13 protein-coding genes are annotated in these 19,256 nt (G+C 45.3%); 6 read left to right on the top strand and 7 right to left on the bottom strand.

Annotated features, from left to right (window positions below; all coding sequences use genetic code 11):
- Positions 1-111 precede the first annotated feature (111 nt).
- Both ACSUPM_RS05370 and ACSUPM_RS05365 read left to right on the top strand, forming a co-directional pair.
- The gene (locus ACSUPM_RS05370) at positions 112-1,455 is read left to right on the top strand and encodes a glycosyltransferase (protein ID WP_101212127.1); all 1,344 of its coding nucleotides are present in this window, start codon (positions 112-114) and stop codon (positions 1,453-1,455) included.
- A 528-nt stretch (positions 1,456-1,983) separates the two neighbouring features.
- Positions 1,984-3,357: an NAD-dependent succinate-semialdehyde dehydrogenase gene (locus tag ACSUPM_RS05365; RefSeq protein ID WP_025651051.1), complete on the top strand. Its 1,374-nt coding sequence runs from the start codon at positions 1,984-1,986 to the stop codon at positions 3,355-3,357.
- Positions 3,358-3,439: 82 nt separating this feature from the next.
- Here the strand turns inward: ACSUPM_RS05365 and ACSUPM_RS05360 are convergent, their stop codons facing one another.
- From ACSUPM_RS05360 to ACSUPM_RS05350, 3 genes are all read right to left on the bottom strand, one after another.
- A complete protein-coding gene (locus ACSUPM_RS05360) occupies positions 3,440-4,882 on the bottom strand; it encodes an APC family permease (RefSeq protein WP_101212126.1) in 1,443 nt (480 codons plus the stop codon).
- A 363-nt stretch (positions 4,883-5,245) separates the two neighbouring features.
- The gene (gene gabT / locus ACSUPM_RS05355) at positions 5,246-6,508 is read right to left on the bottom strand and encodes a 4-aminobutyrate--2-oxoglutarate transaminase (RefSeq protein WP_350588093.1); all 1,263 of its coding nucleotides are present in this window, start codon (positions 6,506-6,508) and stop codon (positions 5,246-5,248) included.
- Positions 6,509-6,637: 129 nt separating this feature from the next.
- Complete coding sequence (locus tag ACSUPM_RS05350) at positions 6,638-8,104, bottom strand: NAD-dependent succinate-semialdehyde dehydrogenase (protein ID WP_350588094.1); 1,467 nt, start codon at positions 8,102-8,104, stop codon at positions 6,638-6,640.
- 338 nt (positions 8,105-8,442) lie between these two features.
- Between ACSUPM_RS05350 and ACSUPM_RS05345 the strand changes: the two genes are divergently transcribed.
- Positions 8,443-9,213 (top strand): IclR family transcriptional regulator, encoded by a 771-nt coding sequence (locus ACSUPM_RS05345; RefSeq protein WP_025651254.1) that lies wholly within the window; start codon positions 8,443-8,445, stop codon positions 9,211-9,213.
- Positions 9,214-9,253: 40 nt separating this feature from the next.
- Here ACSUPM_RS05345 and ACSUPM_RS05340 read toward each other — a convergent pair whose 3' ends face one another.
- Both ACSUPM_RS05340 and ACSUPM_RS05335 read right to left on the bottom strand, forming a co-directional pair.
- Positions 9,254-10,462: a CaiB/BaiF CoA transferase family protein gene (locus ACSUPM_RS05340; RefSeq protein ID WP_201632056.1), complete on the bottom strand. Its 1,209-nt coding sequence runs from the start codon at positions 10,460-10,462 to the stop codon at positions 9,254-9,256.
- A 186-nt stretch (positions 10,463-10,648) separates the two neighbouring features.
- Positions 10,649-11,833, bottom strand: a complete 1,185-nt coding sequence (locus ACSUPM_RS05335; RefSeq protein ID WP_101212124.1) for an acyl-CoA dehydrogenase — start codon at positions 11,831-11,833, stop codon at positions 10,649-10,651.
- 176 nt (positions 11,834-12,009) lie between these two features.
- Between ACSUPM_RS05335 and ACSUPM_RS05330 the strand changes: the two genes are divergently transcribed.
- From ACSUPM_RS05330 to ACSUPM_RS05320, 3 genes are all read left to right on the top strand, one after another.
- Positions 12,010-12,837 (top strand): IclR family transcriptional regulator, encoded by an 828-nt coding sequence (locus tag ACSUPM_RS05330; protein WP_201632054.1) that lies wholly within the window; start codon positions 12,010-12,012, stop codon positions 12,835-12,837.
- A 526-nt stretch (positions 12,838-13,363) separates the two neighbouring features.
- On the top strand, positions 13,364-15,169 hold the full coding sequence (locus ACSUPM_RS05325) for an FMN-binding glutamate synthase family protein (protein ID WP_201565968.1): 1,806 nt from the start codon (positions 13,364-13,366) through the stop codon (positions 15,167-15,169).
- A gap of 207 nt (positions 15,170-15,376) precedes the next feature.
- Positions 15,377-16,198, top strand: coding sequence for a phosphodiester glycosidase family protein (locus ACSUPM_RS05320; protein WP_025651264.1), 822 nt, complete (start codon positions 15,377-15,379; stop codon positions 16,196-16,198).
- A gap of 121 nt (positions 16,199-16,319) precedes the next feature.
- Here the strand turns inward: ACSUPM_RS05320 and ACSUPM_RS05315 are convergent, their stop codons facing one another.
- Both ACSUPM_RS05315 and ACSUPM_RS05310 read right to left on the bottom strand, forming a co-directional pair.
- Positions 16,320-17,516: a globin domain-containing protein gene (locus tag ACSUPM_RS05315; RefSeq protein ID WP_025651265.1), complete on the bottom strand. Its 1,197-nt coding sequence runs from the start codon at positions 17,514-17,516 to the stop codon at positions 16,320-16,322.
- A 450-nt stretch (positions 17,517-17,966) separates the two neighbouring features.
- Positions 17,967-19,190 (bottom strand): vWA domain-containing protein, encoded by a 1,224-nt coding sequence (locus tag ACSUPM_RS05310; protein ID WP_025651266.1) that lies wholly within the window; start codon positions 19,188-19,190, stop codon positions 17,967-17,969.
- Between the last annotated feature and the right edge of the window lie 66 nt (positions 19,191-19,256).

Raw genomic sequence — 19,256 nt, 5'->3', positions numbered from 1 at the left:
TTTGCTAAACGACTCAAAAACCAAACGCCTCTTTTACGCTTCATGGTTGAGTTTTTTGCGCTTTTAACTGACAATAGCAGTTTAATATTTTAACCGGTGACCCACGCTATTATGAAAGTTATGCGCTTACTGTCGTCTTTAAAGCATGATGAATCCGAGCGCGGTATTTTTCATCTTGGGCGCGCACTGGTCAAAAATGGCCATACCTCTATCATTGTCTCTAGCGCGGACTATGACAATGATTTGGTAAAACGCTTAGAGCGTGACGGCAACCTCTATCATCAGCTGTATATGAATAAAAAGTCTTGGCTATCCCTGCTCCAAGTCAGCGCCTTACGACGCCTCATCGAGAAGTATAATCCTGACGTCATTCATGTGCACTCGCGTACGCCTGCGTGGATATTACATTTGGCACTACGCCGCGCGCGCGTTAAACGTCCGCCAAAGCTAGTGTCGACCATGTATGGCTTTTATCCCATCAATAAATACTCACAGGCGTTGCTCGATGTCGATACCATTATTACGGTGTCCGATAGTGTCACCAACTATCTAAAAAAAGGACTGCGCCGCGAAGACGTCGATCCCAAAGTCATTAAGCGTATCTACCGCGGTATCGATACCCGTCGCTATCCTTATCGCCACAATCCGTCTGTCTATTGGCTGCGGCATACCTTTGCCGAATATCCTGAGCTTGAGCATAAAAAGTGGCTGGTGTTTCCGACCGTAATCGGTAACGAATACGGGCAAGAATGGCTCATCGATATATTGGGCAATCTGCAAGAACAATTTCCTAATATCCACGCCATTATTATGGACGATGACTTTAGAGATGGTGATGTCGCCCACGAAGACTTTCGTCAGCGCACCAATACCTTGGGACTTGCTGAGCGCATCACTTACGTCGGCAGCAAACGCAATGATATGCGTGAATGGTTGTCAGCGGCCAATATTGTTATGGCGCTTGCCAATGAGCCCGAATCAATTGGTATCAATGCGCTGCAAGCCATTCATTTAGGGACGCCTGTGATTGGCTGGGATCAGGCAGCATTTAGTGAAATTCTACAGCCGCTCTACCCGCAAGGCTTGGTAAAAAAATACAATGCCAATGCCTTGTGTAAAGCGGTTAGGAACCAGCTAGAAAGCGTAACGCGTCCAGAGATGACCAATCAATTTACCATGCGCGAGATGATCGAAGAAACGCTTGCCGTCTATCAAGGCTTATATGATGAATCGCTAGTAGAAGAGCAAGCGGCAGCTGATGCGGCAGCGGTACGAAGAATTAAAAAGAGCCTAAAGAAGTCTGCTAAGCTTACCCTTGCACCCACGCACAAAAATACTGGGTCGATTTATATCAAGCCTGAGCGTATTAATACTAATGGCAAGGCAAAGCTACTCAAAAAAGAGGATAAAACGGGTCATATAGCAAAGTCTACTGAGGAAGATCTCAAGCTCTAAATAAACCTCCAAATTCACTGTACAAAACCTCATCGAATGACGTCAACAGCCTTCTGTTTATCCTTTATTATCGTCAAATATAGAAACCTCTCCTGATACGCAGTGGTATTTCATTACCTAAACTCGACATATTTTGTCCCCCTTCTATAGCAAATCCTTAACCTGTCATTATTCCTTCATTATTTGCCAATACAATGATATTTCTGGTATTTTAATGACTATATACCTTGAAAAACCCTTTGCGTGTCATCAGGTAGTGGGAGTAAGAAAGACATGGTTCTAGGCGGCGGCCACATTACTATTATTACTCAACCTCAGCCGTCAAGTAATAACACTACAATGACAGCGCTATTAAAATGCTAGAGTCATTGTAGATGTTTTGGCACTCTTTTTACGAATCTGAAAACTATAAAATGACTGACAACCATAAGAACAATCCACGCGCTTTATGATAAAAAATAGAGTAATTTGCCACACAATCAAAAATGGATCTTAATCCAAGGACATTTTAAACTAAAGGACATAACTATGAGCGAATATCAAGTTAGCAACCCATCTACAGGTGAAATTGAAGCCACTTATCCTACAGCGACTGAGCAAGATATCCAGAATGCCATTGAGCAAGCGGATAATGCGTATCAGGACTGGCAAAAAACGTCGCTTAGCGAACGTAGTGTTATATTAAATAAAGTCGCTGACCTCTATATTGAGCGCCAAGACGAGCTAGCACGTATCGTTGCCAACGAAATGGGCAAGCCTGTCGCACAAGCCAAAGGTGAAATCCAGCTAGTTGCCGAAATTTATCGTTATTACGCAGACAACGCAGCGCAGCTATTAGCACCAAATAAGATTGATGTTGCAGAAGGTTCAGCCTCGGTAGAAAAACTACCAGTTGGTGTGTTACTTGGCATCATGCCATGGAACTATCCACATTATCAGGTAGCACGTTTTGTCGCACCGAACTTTATGGCAGGTAATACGGTCATTCTAAAACATGCACCGCAATGCCCTAATACGGCAGAAGTCATCGCTGAGATGCTGACAGAAGCAGGCTTGCCTAATGGCGTGTATAACAATGTTTTTGCTACTAACGATCAAGCAGCAACGATTATTGAAGACACTAGAGTTCAAGGTATTTCTTTGACAGGCTCTGAACGTGCAGGACAAGCGGTTGCAAAAATAGCAGGCGGCGCACTTAAAAAAGTCGTTTTAGAACTTGGCGGCTCTGATGCCTTTATCGTTGCAGCAGATGCTGACATCGAACAAGCCGTACAAGGTGCGATCACAGGTCGTTTCGGTAATACTGGCCAGGCTTGTAATGCTGCTAAGCGTTTAATTATCGTCGAAAGCGTTTACGACCAGTTTGTTAAAGGCTTTACTGACGCCGTACGTGGCATGAGCCTAGCTGATCCACAAAGTGAAGATACTTTCATTGGTCCGATGTCTTCGAAGGCCGCAGCAACCAACTTGCAAGAGCAGTTAGACAATGCTGTTAAAGCTGGTGCAACCGTTCTAGTCGAAGGCGGCATAGTCAAAGACAAGCCCGGTGCTTGGTTTGCACCTGCTGTATTGACAGACGTCAATGATTCAATGGATGTTTATAGTCAAGAGTTGTTCGGTCCTGTCGCCGTTATCTACAAAGCGGATGACATTGCACATGCTATCAAAATTGCTAATGATGTGCCTTTTGGTTTGGGTGCTTCTATCCAAACTCAAGATGCCGCATTGGCAGCAGAGATTGCTGAGCAATTAGAAGTGGGTATGGTAACTATTAATGCTCCTTCTGGTACCGAAGCCAACACTCCATTCGGTGGCGTTAAACGCTCAGGATTTGGTCGCGAGCTAGGTACTCTTGGTATTACAGAATTTCTAAACTACAAGTTGATCCGCGATAAATCGTAATCAATAGCGTATTTTTTAGATAAACAAAAAGCCTAACATTAAATGTTAGGCTTTTTTATGCATGATCATTGATAAAAAAATCTTATCGTTTAGGTGGGTTATCTTTTAGCCACAACTGGTTAACAATTTTTAATTCACGTAGCTCTTCTGCCATAATTGACTCACTAATACCCGGATACTTGATCCTTGCATAGCCATATAATGCAATACCTAGCACAGTCCAGCCAAAGAAAATCCACCATTCAATGGGTGTTAGCGCCGATGGCATACCTGGCATATATAACATCAATAAACCAAAACTTAGTGCAATCGTAACCATACCAACGAGCTTACCTGCTGGTATTTTAAATGGACGTACCATATCAGGTTCGCGGTAGCGTAGTACTAGGAATGAGATAGCGACACAGGTATAAGCAATAACGATACCAAAGCCACCGGCATCGACGATCCAAACCAGCATTTTACGACCAAATAATGGCGCTAATGTCGCCAAACCACCGATTAATAGAATGGCATTCGACGGCGTCTTATACTTTGGATGTAGCTTGCTCAAGAAGGCAGGCAACATACGTGCTTTTGACATGGCGTATAGTAGACGACTACCACCGATTAAGAAGGCATTCCAGCTTGATAAAATCCCAAGCACACCGCCAATCACCAGCAAAATTCCTGCCCACTTACCTTGCCATGCATTGGTCATCGCATCAGCAGTAGCAAGGGTTGAGTCCTCTGCTTGTACAAGTGGCAGCGTCGTCCCCACGCTCCAAGCAATACCCACATACCACATCACCGCAACGACGATAGAGATGATCAAAAACTTACCGATATTAGGACGAGTTAGATCGATCTCTTCTGCTGCCTGCGGGATAACGTCAAAACCAACAAACATAAAAGGCACCATGACGATGACCGCCATCATACCGCCGATACCACCAATAAACGCGGGCGCTTGTATCGAATTTGAGCCCTCAGGATTGAACAAGACCGCACCGATAAACAGTAATGTACCGACGAATAAAATGCCCAATACCGCCGTTTTTTGAAACCAAGCACTGACTTCCATACCGCGTATATTTAGCCACGTCACAATAATTGAGCCGAGCATCCCGACGCCTACCCAGGTGGCATAGACATCCCAACCAGCGATGGTCCACAGATACCCTTGGTTATAGTTGGGAATGAAATACTCTACGACGGTCGGTAAAGCAACTGCCTCAAAAGCGACCACTGAAAAATAACCGAACAGAATACTCCACGAACAAATAAAGGAGACATTCACCCCTAGTGCTCGGTGCGTATAAGTATGCTCACCGCCCGTAATCGGCATGGAGGCCGCCAGCTCAGCATAAGTCACACCAATCAGTATCACTGCCAAACCGCCAATAAAGAACGCCAGCATCGCGCCCCATGTCCCAGCAGATAAAATCCAGCCTCCTGCCAAGACTACCCAGCCCCAACCGACCATAGCTCCGAATGCTAAGGCAATAATATCTAGCGTCCCTAACGATTTTTTTAATTCAGACATAACTTGCTCCTTGTCTGTGTGTCGTCCGTGTTAACCTTTTATGGCCACACTATTTATGGCCACACTATGTTTTGTTTAGTGGGATAGCACCCATCATAATTATCATATATACCTTTTGATTCAAGCTGTCATATACTACCAGAGCACTTTTAAACCGCTACGGTGTTACCCGCCCTAGATGTACTATCTGCGGTCGGCCGCCTTATAGCGATTTTAAAATTCCTTGACTATACCTGTTTGAGATTCAAATAGTAGAGACAGCAACGGCGTCTTGACTTGCAAGGCGCCGTTGTAAAAAATGTACTCAAAGCGAGTGCCATATGGGCAATCTTGCTGTTCTATCAACTATTGGCTCAATATTTATTAAGCCGTTAGGATACCTTTGATGATATCTAATCCTTCTTGCAGTACTTCATCTTCAACGGTGAGCGGCACCATCACACGAATGGCGTTGCCAAACATGCCGCACGAGGCTAATAGTAGACCTTGCTCGAATGCTTTGGCTTTTAAGTTAGTAGTCGCCTCGACATCAGGCTTGCCGTCACTGTCGATTAATTCAAACGCAAGCATCGCGCCTTTATGACGAATATGACCGATGCTACTTAGGTTTAAATCCTTTAAGAATGCTTCGATTTTGTCGCCAATCTCAATACTACGCTCAAGCAGGTTCTCTTCTTCGATGACTTCCATCACTGCCAATGCAGCAACACACGCCAATGGGTTACCAGAATAAGTACCGCCCAAACCACCTACTTGCGGCGCATCCATAATATCAGCGCGACCGATAACCGCAGAAATAGGATAACCACCTGCCAAGCTCTTGGCACTGGTCATCAAGTCCGGCTCAACGCCTAACTGCTCACTGGCGAACAACGTACCCGTACGCGCAAAACCACACTGCACTTCATCAAAAATCAGTACGATACCATGCTCATCACAGATAGCGCGTAAGGCTTTGGCAAATGATGGCGTCACTTGATGGAAACCACCTTCGCCTTGTACTGGCTCGATAATCATCGCCGCCACTTCACTAGGATCGATATCCGCTTGAAAGATCATCTCAAGGCTATGCAATGCTTGTGCTTCGGTGACGTTCAGCTCTTCTGCTGGGAATAGCGCATGAAAGACAGGACCAGGCATCGGACCGAAGTTCTTTTTGTACGGCAATACTTTACCCGTTAGGCTCATGCACATCAGCGTGCGACCATGCCAACCGCCAACGAAAGAGATGACGCCCGGGCGACCAGTTTTTGCACGAGCAATCTTTATACAGTTTTCGACGGCTTCTGCGCCAGTGGTTAAAAAGAACGCTTTTTTCTCACCGCTGATAGGGGCTTTTTCGCAAAGCTTTTCGGCAAGATCGACATAGCATTCATAGTTAATCATTTGTGCCGCAGTATGGGTAAACTTATCAAGTTGCTCATGGACACGCTGAGTGATTTTCGGATGGCTGTGACCAGTATTGAGTACTGAGATACCGCCGACGAAATCGATATAGCGATTGCCTTCCACATCCCAAACTTCAGAGTTTTTGGCTTTTTCTGCGAAGATAGGAAAGGCAACACCAAGTCCTGTTGGTAAAACGGCTTTGCGGCGCGCAAGTAATGATTGATTGGTCGTAGTCATGAGAATGTCCTTTTCATTATTTTTAATATGAGCGCCATTGATTAGATAGTCGCTCATTTAACAAGCATTAGGTGCTAGATAAGAGGTGCTTTTAATAAACAGCTTACAGTGCGGCGTTGAAATCAAACATTAGCTGACGTCAGAACACCAGTATTTGGTCACGACATATTCTTCGATGCCGTATTTTGAGCCTTCACGGCCAAAGCCAGACTGCTTGACGCCACCAAATGGCGCAACTTCAGTAGATATCAAACCAGTGTTGTGGCCGATAATGCCGTACTCAAGACCTTCGGTGACGCGCCATGAGCGTGCATAACTGCCGCTATAGAAGTAAGCGGCCAAACCATAAATCGTGTCGTTGGCTTGACGGATGGCTTCTGCTTCATCGTCAAAAACGAATATCGTCGCGATAGGACCAAAAATCTCTTCAGCAGCGATATCCATGTCGGTACTGATATCGGTAATGACGGTTGGGTTAAAGCTAAGCGGAGAAGCGTCATTTTTGTCACCACCAGTGACCAAGTGAGCGCCTTTATCCAAGGCATCTTTTAATAACGCTTGTACTTTTTCTAAGCCCTTTTCATTGATCAAAGGACCAATATTAACGCCCTCATCCATACCATTGCCGACGTTAAGTGCTTCAACTTTTTTCACAAAAATATCGAGGAATTTATCTTTGATACTGGCTTGTACGTAGACACGGTTGGCACATACGCACGTTTGACCAGCGTTGCGGAATTTGGAGGCAATTAAACCATCAGCAGCTTTTTCGAGATCGGCATCATCAAAGACGATAAAGGGCGCATTGCCACCCAATTCTAGAGACAATTTTTTGATGGTTGGTGCGCACTGTGCCATCAAGGTACGACCGACTTCAGTAGAACCGGTGAACGATAGCTTTTGAATACGGGCATCACCCGTTAAGATTTCACCGATGACCGATGATTTGCCCGTCACTACTTGAATGACGCCTGCTGGGATACCAGCTTGCTCAGCTAATACACCAAGGGCTAAGGCCGAAAACGGGGTTTCGGTGGCAGGTTTGATGATGATGCTACAGCCAGAAGCCAAAGCAGGAGCCGCTTTACGGGTAATCATTGCCGCAGGGAAGTTCCAAGGTGTAATTGCTGCACAGACACCGACCGGTTGCTTTAAAACAACGTGGCGCAGTTGTGATTGATTGGCGGGGATGACATCGCCGTAGACGCGCTTACCTTCTTCGGCAAACCAGCGAATAAAGCTGTTGGCATAACCAATCTCACCACGTGATTCCGTCAATGGTTTACCTTGTTCGGCAGTCATAAGAATCGCGAGATCTTCTTTGTTTTCATCAATAAGATCGGCCCACTTTTGCAGTAGCTCGGCACGTTCTTTGGCCGTTTTTTCCGCCCATGATACTTGCGCTTTATGAGAGTAAGCGACCGCTTCATCGACGTCTTGTTTGGTTAAGCTTGGCACCGTACCGATGACTTCGCCATTAAAAGGATTGGTCACATCGATAGTCGCGCCGTCACTGGCACCTTGCCAGCCGTCTTTGATAAAACACTGCTGTTTTAGTAGCTCTGAATTCGATAGGGTTAGCGTATTTTTTGGCATCGTAACACTCCATGTGGGTCGTGATTTGCGCATTTATTATGGGCAAGCTATTTAACAATTTGATAATGTGGCCATTTAAAGTGAAAACTCAAAACTATGCCATTTTAAAAGTACGGCAACACCATTCATTGTTAGTAAGCTCATTATAAGAGACTAAAAATCAAAACGATCAGTCAGTAATAATTATTGCTCATCTGTATTTTGTTCAATATACTGAACATTAATTCTATATATGAGACATCATTATAAGAATGATGCGTCACTATTTGCAACCTTTATTCAAATTATTTTGAGTATTCTCTTCACTATTTTGGTTTTTACTTTTTTATAGGCGACTTATGAGCACAACGGCCGTTCCAGCATTGGACAAAACCTTTCAGATTTTAGATTTGATTACAGCAAGTCAACAGCCCTTGACTGCCGCTTATATCGCCAAGCAATTAAAGCTGCCGCGTAGTTCAACCCATAACATTTTGCAAAGCTTGCTGGCCAAGCATGTCATCTATAAAGATAGCGACAGCCGCTTTCATTTAGGCTCCTATCTGATGTATTGGGCCGGCAAGTATGAGCAGCAGCAAGGCGTCATCCAGCTATTTAAAGACCTCATCGTGCAGTATCCTATACTCATGCAGCATACCGTTACCTTATCCAAACTTGACTTGGGCGAAGTAGTATTTTTGGCCTGTCATGAAGCGCCTGCCCCGCTCGGCTTTACCTTCCGTGCTGGTGTGCGCGTGCCAGCGGTATTTTCAGCGACTGGCAAAGCGATGTTGTCTACGCTCTCCATCCAAACCATCGAATCTTTGTACGAAGGTATCTTCCCTGAACCACTGACGCCAAACGGTGTCGATAACTTTGCGGACTTATCTACTGAGATGGCCGCCATTCATGACAGTCGTATCTCACTCGATGACGGGCAATTACGCGAAGGTATGTACTGCTTGGGTACTTATATTCGCAATGCGTCAGGCAATGCCGTTGCAGGTATGGCGGTTAGCTTTTTGCAGGCAGAGTACGAGTCTAAGTATGCTGAGGTCAGTGCTGTGCTGATTGAATTGGCACAGCAAATTGAGCAGCGTTTGGGTTTTAAAGAGGAGCATTTGGCTTAGCTGTCTGATAAACGTCTCAAACAGTCAAATGAACCATTAACTAAACAATCCCATCCGCTTTAAGCTTGGCAATCATCTCGCTGTCGTAACCCAAATCAGCAAGCGTGCTATCGGTATGCTCGCTCAATTGCGGTGGCGGCGTACGATAGCTGACAGGTGATGCAGAAAGCTTAATGGGATTACCCAGTGCTCTAACAGGACTACCCTGCTCACTAAAATCAACAATCATCTCGCGTGCCAATGCTTGCGGCATGGCTAAAGCTTCGGCCACGTTATGAATAGCACCGCACGGAATGCCTTCTTGATCCAATACCTCTAACCAATAGTTGCGTGGTTGCTCGCCGAACTTTTTGGCCAGCTCATTACATAGCAGCTCACGATTGGCAACGCGTTGCGGATTGGTCGTAAAGCGGCTGTCGCTATGCCAATCAACACCCAATACGTCACAAAGCTTGGCAAACTGGCTGTCATTACCACATGCTAAGATAAAGTGCGCCTCCCCCTCACCAGCAAACACTTGATAAGGCACGATATTGGGATGCTGATTACCCAGTCTTGGCGGTACATCACCTGAGGCTAAATGATTCATACCGACGTTCGCTAACATCGCCAGTGCACTGTCAAGCAATGCTACATCGACATGTTGTCCAAATCCAGTATGCTGACGTGCCAGCAGTGCCGCTTGAATGCCAATGGTCAGCTGCAAGCCTGCAAACAAATCAACGACGGCCACACCAACCTTGTGCGGTTCGCCGTCGCTTGGCCCAGTAATACTCATTAGTCCTGATAGCCCTTGAATAATATAGTCGTAACCGGGGCGCTTGGCGTCGGGACCTGTCTGACCAAACCCCGTCAATGACGCATAAATCAGACGTGGATTGGCTTGTTTTAAACTGTCGTAATCTAAGCCGTATTTCTTTAAACCACCCACCTTAAAGTTCTCAACGACAATATCGCTATCAGCAATGAGCTGTTTGATAATGGCTTGTCCTGCCGGTTTAGTAATATCGACGGTAAGCGATTTTTTATTGCGGTTAATAGTGGCGTAATAAGCGGAAGTGTCATCGCTGAATTTTGGCGGGGCCCAATGACGCGTTTCATCGCCGATATGTGGACGCTCAACTTTTATGACTTCTGCGCCCAGATCAGCAAGTACTTGTGTGCAAGAAGGGCCCGCCAATACTCTCGATAAATCCAGTACCTTGATACCATGCAACGCGCCCTCTGGCATATTAGCCCTATCAGTCATAATCATCCCTTATTTTGTAGCGTATTCTTTGATTTTTTGATCATAAAACTGTTCTGCATCATTTAGCCGCTTAACGGTTAAATCATGAAGAACAACTGAAAAACGTACGCTACTGTCTATAACTGCTTCGTAAAAAGCAAAACAATAACGTACGTCACAAAATACAGTTGTATCAACTAAAAACGCTTAAAAGAACGCTTGAATACCCGTCTGTGCACGACCTAAGATGAGCGCATGAATATCATGCGTCCCTTCATAAGTGTTGACCGCCTCTAGGTTCATGACGTGACGGATGATGTGATACTCATCAGAGATACCGTTACCGCCATGCATATCACGAGCGATACGCGCGACATCCAGCGCTTTACCACAGTTATTACGCTTAATCAGCGAAATCATCTCAGGCGCTGCATTGTCTTCATCCATCAGACGCCCAACACGTAGCGCTGCCTGTAGACCCAACGTGATTTCAGTTTGCATATTGGCAAGCTTCAACTGTACGAGCTGCGTCGCGGCTAGCGGACGACCAAACTGCTTGCGATCTAGCGTGTATTGACGAGCCGCTTTCCAGCAAAACTCAGCCGCGCCCATTGAGCCCCAAGCGATACCGTAACGGGCTTTATTTAAGCAACCAAACGGCCCTTTTAGACCACGGATATCTGGGAAGGCATTGGCTTCGGGAACGAACACTTTGTCCATGACAATCTCGCCAGTGACTGAGGCACGCAGTGAGAACTTCCCTTCAATCTTCGGCGCTGATAAGCCTTTCATGCCTTTATCTAAGATAAAACCACGAATATCACCAGCGTCATCTTTTGCCCACACCACAAACACATCCGCGATAGGACTGTTGGTAATCCACATCTTATTACCCGTCAGCTCATAACCGCCATCCACTGCACGCGCACGAGTCGACATCGATGAAGGATCAGAGCCGGAATCTGGCTCAGTCAGACCAAAGCAGCCGACATATTCGCCTGAAGCCAGCTTCGGCAAATATTGCTCTCTTTGCTCTTCGGTGCCGTACGCCCAAATAGGATGCATGACCAAGCTTGACTGTACACTCATCGCTGAACGATAGCCCGAGTCAACCGCTTCAATTTCTTTGGCAATCAAGCCGTAAGCGACACTAGACAAACCGGCACAGCCATAACCTTCAATCGTCACCCCAAGTAAGCCCATCTCACCCATTTGGCGCATGATATTACGATCAAAGTTCTCGTTGCGATTGGCCTCTAAAATACCAGGCATCAGCTCTTTTTGAAAAAACTGACGAGCACTTTCAGTGACCATGCGCTCTTCGTCAGTCAGCTGATCGCGTAATAAAAAAGGATCTTCCCAATCAAAACGTGGGCTAGTAGATGTTGCCATGTGGAGCTCCTTGGTGTCAGTCATCCTGACCGACGAGTAGTGAATGAGATATGAACTAACTTAGTAAGATATTGACTTCTTAATTCCGCTGTGCGAAACTTAGTTTCATAATATAAAACTATTTAAGCAAAATTTAGCCGCGTTGTAAACCCTTTATCAACACAGACGATTATAAAATGACAAAAAATGTATCAACAGCTCTGCCATTATTAGACCGAATCACTACTGTCATTGGTCAAAGCAAGGAAGATAATGACCGACAGTTTGTCACTGCGCTGGGACGTGGACTGACTTTATTAGCAGCCTTTGAAGACTGTGAGCAGCTCAGTCATCAACAATTATGCCAGATGACACAATTACCAAAAGCAACCGTTACACGCCTAATTTATACGTTAACCACGCTTGGATTTTTACGTCTTACCGAGCACGGACAGTATCAATTGGGCAGTAGCACGGTGCGACTCAGCGCCACTGCGTGGAGTCGCCACGATATGGTCGCAGCCGCTGAGCCACTGCTAAGGCAGTTTGCGAGTAGCAATGAAGTATCGGTGAACTTGGCAACAGAGGTCGAAGGAGAAATGCGCTATCACGCTTGTTGTCGCAGCCCTGCTCGCCTATCGGTCAATTTGCAAGTTGGCTCAGCAGTGCCGGTCACCCGTACCGCTATTGGTCGCGCTTTTTATGCAGTGAGCTCGCCAGTGAGACAGGCTGTTATTAGAAACAATCTACAAGAGCATTTATCCAAAGAAGAGTATGACCGCGCGCAGACTGCTTTATCTGAGTCTGCAGAGTATTATGCAAAATACGGCTATACGGTATCAGATGGTGAGTTTTCTACCGATATATTGGCCGTCGCCGTTGGCGTATTTGATGTGGCCACTGGACAGCATGCCTATTCGCTTAATGCCAGTGTGCCGAGTGCCAATTGGCAAGCGGACGAATATGCAGCGATGATTGTGCCAAAATTGCAGGCGTTGGCTGAAAGGATTGGCAGTGGTGGTTAGACAAGATGATTGAATTTATTATTTTTCATCGAGGTATACAGATACTGATAATATGATGAAATAGACTAATTATTATTCAATCAAAAATTTTAGAATTTTCTATGTGTTTGCTTTAAGCGCATAGACTACCCTTAGCCTATTCTAAGAGCAAAATTAGCACTCTGTTACCCAATTAAACCGATGCAGTGATATCATATGTGTATGATATCATCGATAAATTTAAGCGCTTTATTTTCCCATAATAACAATGATAACCGTATAGTTATTTTTTAACCTGTTATTTGCTAAGTTAGCGCCTTTTTAACTTATAGTCGATACTAAATAAAATGGATACGTTATTTAGGGTCTGTTGAACATTCAAATGTGGAACTGGTATAAATTTTTCTGGCTTGCTTTGCCCACGCCGACAGAGGCTGCAAAACCAACATTAAAAACTAAGCATCCCAGTCCCGCTGTATCTTTTTCGTATTGGACTGACTATATCGTTGCGTTTTTTAATCTTTACGCCTTACTGTTGAGCCTTGCTATGCCTGAATCTCGTACCAATCTAAACCCCAAACCTGAAAACAACTCCCCTTACCTGACTGGTGTTCTGCTACGTTACAGCACTTTTGCGGCAGCTATCTTGCTATTCTTAGCAGGGCTACTATTAACCAATTGGTGGCTGATTATTCTCGGTGGTTTGGCAGTAGGTTTGGGTATTTATGACTTGATTCAATCAAAGCATTCTATTCTTAGCAATTACCCTATCGCGGGTCATATTCGCTATGTCCTCGAAGACTTCCGTCCTGAGATTCGTCAGTATTTATTAGAGGATGATAAAGAGCAAGTACCGTTTTCACGCCAGCAACGTGCGCTCGTTTACCAACGTGCAAAGAACGTCAGCGATACCAATGCCTTTGGTACGTTGGATAATTTATACGCGCATGGTAAGGAGTGGTTTTTGCAGTCGGCAGTGAGTCAACCGTTAGAGAGCCAAGACTTTCGTATTATCGTTGGCGGCGAACGCTGCCAACAGCCGCACGATATGTCGGTGTTTAATATCTCGGCGATGAGCTTTGGTAGCTTATCAGCCAATGCCATTATGGCGCTCAATCAAGGTGCAAAGATTGGCGGCTTCACTCACGATACCGGTGAGGGCGCGATTAGCCCGTATCACCGCAAGTTCGGTGGCGATTTGATTTGGGAATTGGGTACGGGGTATTTTGGTTGCCGTGATGACAACGGCAATTTTGATCCACAGTCTTTCGCCGAAAAAGCGGTCGATCCACAAGTTAAAATGATTGAGATTAAGCTCTCTCAAGGTGCAAAACCTGGTAAAGGTGGCGTGCTACCTGCTGAGAAGATCACTCAAGAGATTGCTGATACCCGTCAAGTTCCTCTTGGGCAGGATTGCGTGTCGCCATCTTCGCATACCGCCTTTAGTACGCCACGCGAAATGGTGGCTTTTTGGCAACAGCTACGTGACTTATCAGGCGGCAAGCCCGTTGGTTTTAAGTTATGTGTGGGTCAACCGTGGCAGTTTATGGCCATTGTCAAAGCCATGATAGAAACGGATAACTATCCTGACTTTATTGTTATCGATGGCGCTGAAGGCGGTACGGGCGCAGCACCGGTTGAATTTATGGATAACGTCGGCATGCCGATGGTTGAAGGGTTTTTATTGGTACACAACACCTTGGTTGGTGCAGGCATCCGCAACAAGATTAAGCTTGGCGTCAGCGGCAAGATCGTATCCGGCTTTGATATTGCGCGTATGATTGCTTTGGGCGCAGACTGGTGCAACTCAGCGCGTGGCTTTATGTTTGCCGTTGGCTGTATTCAGTCACGCTCATGTCACACCAATACCTGCCCGACTGGTGTGGCTACTCAAGACCCGTATCGTCAAAAAGCACTGGATGTCCCCAGCAAAGCCGAGCGCGTCGCAAGCTTCCACAAGAACACCCTCAAATCTCTCGCCAGTATCGTGGGAGCGGTGGGACTTGAACACCCAAGTCAGTTGCAGCCTTATCATATCGCTCGCCGCTTAGACGACGGCCAAATCAAATTATTATCTAAGTTCTTTTACTTTACCGATAGAGGCGCTTTACTTGATCATAGTGCCCGCGCAGACGTTTTCAACCAGATGTGGGTCATGGCAAACCCCGATAGCTTCTTAGCCAATAACGATGCGTTGATTGCTTATAACAAGGACTCGCGTGATAAAGGCAAAGAAACCAGCGCACCCACAGAAGCAAGCCTGGGTAGTCCTGAATATAATGAAATCAATGGTGGTCGGCTGATTGGTAATGTCAATAATACCTTTCGCGACTTCCCGCCTGCTAGCAAATAATAAGCTAATAGCCATACAAGCCTATAAATTATAGACCCAATTATATCGTTAAAATCTTCTAAAAACGCGATGCTATTGCTGATATCAGTTTTTTGTAGCCTCTGTCTGCGCAGGCACAGCAAGCAAGAAAAGTTGATATCAGTTGTACATGATATATCGATATTACTTTTCACTGACTATAGTCCTAATATAAAAGACACCTCATTGATGCCAAGTTTCGGTTTTGCTTTACCCCACTCCCTACTGGCGGCAGCGCTTATGGCCTTGAGCGTTAGTGCCTGCCAGCCGATAGGTGCTGATGCATCTGACAATGATACAGAAAACTGGTCATGCGAAACACAAAACTCGCCGTTTTCTTATAGCATCTGCCGTATCGATACCAATGCATTAAATAGCGAGCGCTACTCTTTACAGCTGTTTTGGCAATCGTCTGCAAGCGAGCAACCTTTGCTAACCTTTGACAATGTAATAGCGACCTTGCCAGACAATCAAACGCTTAGTTTTGCCATGAATGCAGGCATGTATAACGAAAATTATGCACCGATTGGCTATACTGTCATCGATGGTAAAGAGATTCGTGCGTTAAATACCAAAGAAGGAGGCGGCAATTTTCATTTATTGCCCAATGGTGTGCTGTGGTGGGATAAGTCTGGCAAGGTAAAAATCACTGAAAGCAATGCTTTAAATGAGCAGCTTGAGAGCGGCAAAGCGCAGCCTTGGTATGCCACCCAATCGGGTCCGATGTTGGTTATCAATAACGAGATACATCCGCAGTTCAACTCTGATAGCACCTCACTCAAGCTACGCAATGGTGCCGGTGTTTGCAGCGATGGTAGCATCCAATTCGTCAATAGCGATGAGCCTGTGACGTTTTATCAATTTGCTGCGCTGTTTAAAGATGACTTAAACTGTGCAAATGCGCTATTTTTAGATGGCGGGATTGCATCGGCATTATATGCACCCAGCATCGCTACACATGATAAAAAAGAGATGGGTGTGATGATTGGCTTGGTTGAAAATAAAAATTAATATACCTTTTATACCTCTGCCTTCCTAAGCAGTTACTAACCATTTATTGTTTGAAATTAAAAAAGCACTTGAGACGATTTTGTCATCCAAGTGCTTTTTCTTTATCAACAATAGCTAAAAACTAGCCGCCCAGACTCATTTTAGGACCAAAGGGCTCATAATGGACGCTATCAACGCCATGATCTAATGTCATCAAGCCATCAATCATACTTTCCATAAATGGCATCGAGCCACAGACATAAATATCAGCAGGCTCAGGCAAGGTAGCAAGCCATGCCTCATCTAATAGTTGCCCAGACTCGAAGTAAAAAATATGCTTTTCTACGTGGTCGGCCTTATCTAACAGCGCATTCACTTCAGGATTAAAAGCGTGATGCGCTTCATTTTGGCAAGCATAAACCCAGATAATATGTCGTTTCGGATTGGTCAATACTTGCGCTTCTAACATGGATAATACAGGGGTCACGCCAACACCAGCACTCATCAATATCAATGGAATCTCATTTTGCTCAACCAGCTCTTGGTTGAGCGCAAAGTCGCCCGCCGGTGCCGACAATAGAACGGTATCACCCACTTCTAAATCATCATGTAGATAGTTAGAAACCAAACCGTGATGCTCATTACGGTTGTCGCGTCTCACAGCGAACTGGACGCCTGTATCGGTACTGGCAGAGTACAAAGAATAATGACGCAGGGCAACATGGTCGCTGGCCTTTGGATCTGTTTTGACCGTGATATATTGACCAGCGGTTAGATTTAATTTACTCAGGTCAATACTTTGTGTACTTTCTGAATGCTCGTTCACTGGCACAACCGTAAAGGCGGCGATATCCGTGGCAGCCGCTACCTTTTCAGTCACTTTAAAAGGTGAAAAACCCTGCCACATCGCCTCTTCATACATACCATGTTCAATCTGGATAAATACCGAAGCAATCTCATCATAAGCTTCCGTCCAAGCCGTAATGATATCATCATTGGCAGCCTCGCCTAGCACTTCTTTAATGGCACCGATTAAGTGCTTACCAACGATGGGATAATGCTCGGGCAAGATTTGTAACGCGCGATGCTTGTGACTGATTTGGGTGACCTGTGGCAATAACGTCGCCAATTTATCTAAGTGCTTAGCAGCGGCTAACACTGTCGTCGCCAGAGCCGTCTGTTGACGGCCCAATTTTTGATTGGTTTCGTTAAATATGTCCAACAGCTCGGGATGCTCTTCAAACATGTTTTTATAAAATACCGTGGTAATTGCCGTTCCATGCTCTTCAAGGACGGGTACGGTTGCTTTTACGATTTCTAACGTTTTTGGTGAAGCCATAATATCTCTCTTAGTGATGTATAACATTGCTTGGGTAAGGTTAAAGTTAAGTTGTCAGCGGTGATTAGAATTGCCTAAATCAATCAAACATTTTGGCAATTCTAATTGAAGGGCTGACATAAATCTTTATAAGATATATTTAAAATGAATCTTATCATATTTGTCTACGCATACCAATACTGAATCAGTATTTTCAGTTATTTTTAGCGTGATTGGCTTTTAGAGTGACAAGTTTTTAAAGTAACAGGCTTTTAGAATAAGTATCTCTGATTACTACTCTGGTAAAAACCAACAAAGCTGCAAACGGACGCTTATTTTGTGCCAAAAAAAGCAGCCATTATGAGCTTATAATGGCTGCTTGATTAGAGTCTGTTATACATGCAAATATAATACTGTTGGCGACTATTCTTTAGAGCAATCAGGATAATGCTCTAAACGATTGCGCTATAACTAGCGCGCCATATAGTTGGTCATCTCTTCAACACCGTGCAGAGTCATGGGGTACATCTTGTTATCAAAGATTTTTTTGATCTCAATGATGGTCTGGGTATACTGCCAATAAGAAGGCGCTTCAGGATTGAGCCACGCCACCTTGTCAAAATGCTCCAGTACCCGCTTCAACCACACAATACCTGCCTCATTATTCATATATTCAACGCTCCCACCGACCGTCATCAGCTCATATGGCGACATCGACGCGTCACCAACGAAGATAACGCGATACTCGCGACCGTATTTATTGAGCAGCTCATAGGTTGGCATCGGCGCACTATGGCGACGGTTATTGTCCTTCCAGACATAGTCGTATAGACAGTTATGAAAGTAAAAGAACTCTAAGGTTTTAAATTCATTTCTAGCCGCAGAAAATAGCTTCTCTAAAGCCTCGACATGGACATCCATACTGCCGCCGACATCAAACAGCATCAGCACTTTGACACGATTACGCCGCTCAGCTTGCATATGAATATCGAGCACGCCTTTTTTGGCGGTGCGCTTGATGGTCTCATGAATGTCTAGCTCATCGGCGCTACCGGTGCGGGCAAACTGACGCAAGTTACGCAGTGCCATCTGAATTTGGCGCGTACCAAGCTGACTGTCGTCATCGAGATTGCGATATTTACGCTGCTCCCAGACTTTGGCTGCGCTACGCTTACGCGATTCACCGCCGACGCGTACTCCTTCTGGATGGTCGCCATAGGCTCCAAAGGGTGACGTACCGCCAGTGCCGACCCATTTACTGCCGCCTTGATGACGCTCTTTTTGCTCTTTAAGACGCTCTTCAAGCGCTTTCATCAGCTCCTCTAACGAGCCATATTTTTTTAGCAATCGGCGCTGTTCTTCGGTCAGATTTTTTGGATCGAGCTTGAGATCTAGCCACTCTTTAGGAATGTCCGTCAGCTTGGCCAACAGCTCATCCATATCGAGACTGTCGACGCCTTCAAAATAATCTGACATGGCGCGGTCAAACTTATCAAAGTGGCGCTCGTCTTTGACCATGCACAGCCGAATCAGCCGATACATATCATCACGACTGGCAAAGGTGGACAGCTCTGGATTTTCAGGATGCGTCTGCATCATCAGCCCTTGATCTAACGCGGCATTTAGGTCAAGTAGCTCACGGGTACTGACCGGCACACCGTAAGTACGTAAGGTATAGAACAATTTGATAAACATAAGAGTCGCATCACTTATTGGCTGATATGGTGACGAATGAAGCCGTTTTATGGGCTTCAATCATGA

This window comes from Psychrobacter okhotskensis (assembly GCF_965638355.1).
GTDB lineage: Bacteria > Pseudomonadota > Gammaproteobacteria > Pseudomonadales > Moraxellaceae > Psychrobacter > Psychrobacter okhotskensis.
Note: the sequence above shows the minus strand (reverse complement) of the source record. Positions and strands in the feature narration are given on the sequence as shown.